The following is a 2544-nucleotide window of genomic DNA, read 5'->3' as shown; positions in this document are numbered from 1 at the left end:
TCCAACATGTCATGGCCGGGCTTGACCCGGCCATCCACGCGGTGGGGGCGGCGCGGCGGAGAGCCGTGGATGGCCGGGTCAAGCCCGGCCATGACGTCCCTATAATTCCCATCGCGTGTCGGTTCCGCTTGAGGGTAGAGCCCGCCCGCTCCAAGATCATCGATAATCTCACGATCAAAAGGTCCAGGGAGGGTCGTATGGCCGGGTCGAAACTGTTCCAACCGGAGACGGGCAGCCGCTTGCGCAGCCGCGAGTGGTTCGACAACCCGCACAATCCCGGCATGACGGCGCTCTATATCGAGCGCTACCTGAATTACGGCCTGACCCGCGAGGAGCTGCAATCCGGCAAGCCGATCATCGGCATCGCCCAGACCGGCAGCGACCTGTCGCCCTGCAACCGGCACCATCTGGACCTCGCCGAGCGCGTGCGCGCCGGCATCCGCGATGCCGGCGGCGTGCCGCTGGAATTCCCGGTGCATCCGATCCAGGAGACCGGCAAGCGCCCGACCGCGGCGCTCGACCGCAACCTCGCCTATCTCGGCCTGGTCGAGACGCTGTTCGGCTACCCGATCGACGGCGTGGTGCTCACCACCGGCTGCGACAAGACCACGCCGGCCTGCCTGATGGCGGCGGCGACGGTGAACATCCCCTCCATCGTGCTCTCCGGCGGACCGATGCTGGACGGGCATTTCCGCGGCAAGCTCGCTGGCTCCGGCACCGTCGCCTGGTTCGCGCGGCAGGAATTCGCCGCCGGCCGCATCGACTATGACGAGTTTATCGACATGGTGACCGCCTCGGCGCCGTCGGTCGGCCATTGCAACACCATGGGCACCGCGTCGTCGATGAACGCGATGGCGGAATCGCTCGGCATGTCGCTGCCCGGCTGCTCCGCCATCCCCGCCCCCTATCGCGAGCGCGGCCAGATGGCCTATGCCACCGGCAAGCGCATCGTCGAGCTGGTGAACGAGGATCTGCGCCCCTCGAAGATCATGACGCGGAAGGCGTTCGAGAACGCGATCCGCATGGCGAGCGCGCTCGGCGCCTCGACCAACTGCCCGCCGCATGTCACCGCGATCGCCCGCCATATGGGCGTGGACTTGAAGATCGAGGACTGGGACAAGGTCGGCTACGACATTCCGTTGCTGGTCGACATGATGCCGGCGGGCCGCTTCCTCGGCGAAGCCTTCCACCGCGCCGGCGGCGTGCCGGCCGTGATGAAGGAGCTGCTCGACAAGGGCAAGCTGCATGGCGATGCGCTGACCGTCTCCGGCAGAACCGTGGCTGAGAACCTGGCCAAGATCGAGCCGGGCGACCGCGAGGTGATCCGCGCCTACGACAAGCCGATGCTGCCGCAATCGGGCTTCGCCGTGCTCGGCGGCACCCTGTTCGACGCCGCCATCATGAAGACCTCGGTGATCACGCCCGAATTCCGCAAGGCCTATCTGGAACGGCCGAGCGACCCGATGGCCTTCGAAGGCCGTGCCATCGTGTTCGAGGGGCCGGAGGATTATCACGACCGCATCAACGATCCGTCGCTCAAGATCGACGCCGATTGCATCCTGGTGGTGCGCGGCGCCGGCCCGGTCGGCTATCCAGGCTCGGCTGAGGTGGTGAACATGCTGCCGCCGGACGACCTGGTGAAAAAAGGCGTGCTGCTGCTGCCCTGCATCGGCGACGGCCGGCAGAGCGGCACCTCCGGCAGTCCGTCGATCCTCAACGCCTCGCCGGAATCCGCCGTCGGCGGCGGCCTCGCGCTCCTGCAGACCGGCGACCGCATCCGCATCGATATCGGCAAGCGCAAGGCCGACATCCTGATTTCGAAGGACGAGCTGGAACGCCGCCGCGCCGCCTGGAAGCCGCCCGCGCTTTACAACCAGACCCCGTGGCAGGAACTCGCCCGCCGCACCGTCGGCCAGCTCTCGACCGGCGGCTGCATGGAGTTTGCCGTCGAGTACCAGCGCATCAGCGAGGAGCGAGGCGTGCCCCGGCATTCGCATTGAGCCAAGTTCTCTCACCACGGAGGACACGGAGAGCACGGAGGCACGCGGAGACAGCTCCTCCCCCAACTTGTTGGGGGAGGCTGGGAGGGGGTTTTTGTGTTTTGCTCATCCGTGGCGCGAGGGCTGAGGAAAAACACAAAAACCCCCACCCAAACCCTCCCCCGGCTTCGCCGAGGGAGGGCTTCACTCGGCGGCCTGCGCCATTGCAGGTTCGGGCTGCGGCAAGTTGCGGATCTCGGCCATGACGTCGGCGATCACCGGGCCCATCGCGGGATCGGTGTCGAGCAGGTGGCGGACGAAGCCGAGCACGTCGATACGCGGCGGTGGCGCGGGTTTGGGGGCCGGCGCGGCGATTGGTGCTGCTTCTTGCTGCGCCATCGCCTCCGTCAGGTCGAGGGCGCGGCCGACGGCGCGCTGGGCGACAAGGGCGGTGGAGACGAGGCCCTGCTCCAGCGCGAGGTCGCGGAGCCGCTCCAGCCGGTGGCGGTGGGCGCGCACCGGGTCGAGGCCTTCGCAGAGCGGCATCCGCGACGGCGCATCGGTT

General features: G+C 67.8%; 1 protein-coding gene and 1 pseudogene. One reads left to right on the top strand and one right to left on the bottom strand.

The window, feature by feature from the left end:
- Window positions 1-197: 197 nt before the first annotated feature.
- The gene (locus tag DT074_RS27795; protein ID WP_368744961.1) at window positions 198-2000 is read left to right on the top strand and encodes an IlvD/Edd family dehydratase; all 1803 of its coding nucleotides are present in this window, start codon (window positions 198-200) and stop codon (window positions 1998-2000) included.
- A 183-nt stretch (window positions 2001-2183) separates the two neighbouring features.
- Here DT074_RS27795 and DT074_RS27790 read toward each other — a convergent pair.
- Window positions 2184-2544 (bottom strand): annotated as a pseudogene (locus tag DT074_RS27790) (hypothetical protein); the annotation flags it as partial.

Source organism: Desertibaculum subflavum, assembly GCA_003576705.1.
Taxonomy (GTDB): domain Bacteria; phylum Pseudomonadota; class Alphaproteobacteria; order Ferrovibrionales; family Ferrovibrionaceae; genus Desertibaculum; species Desertibaculum subflavum.
This window is presented reverse-complemented; position numbering and strand designations above follow the sequence as displayed.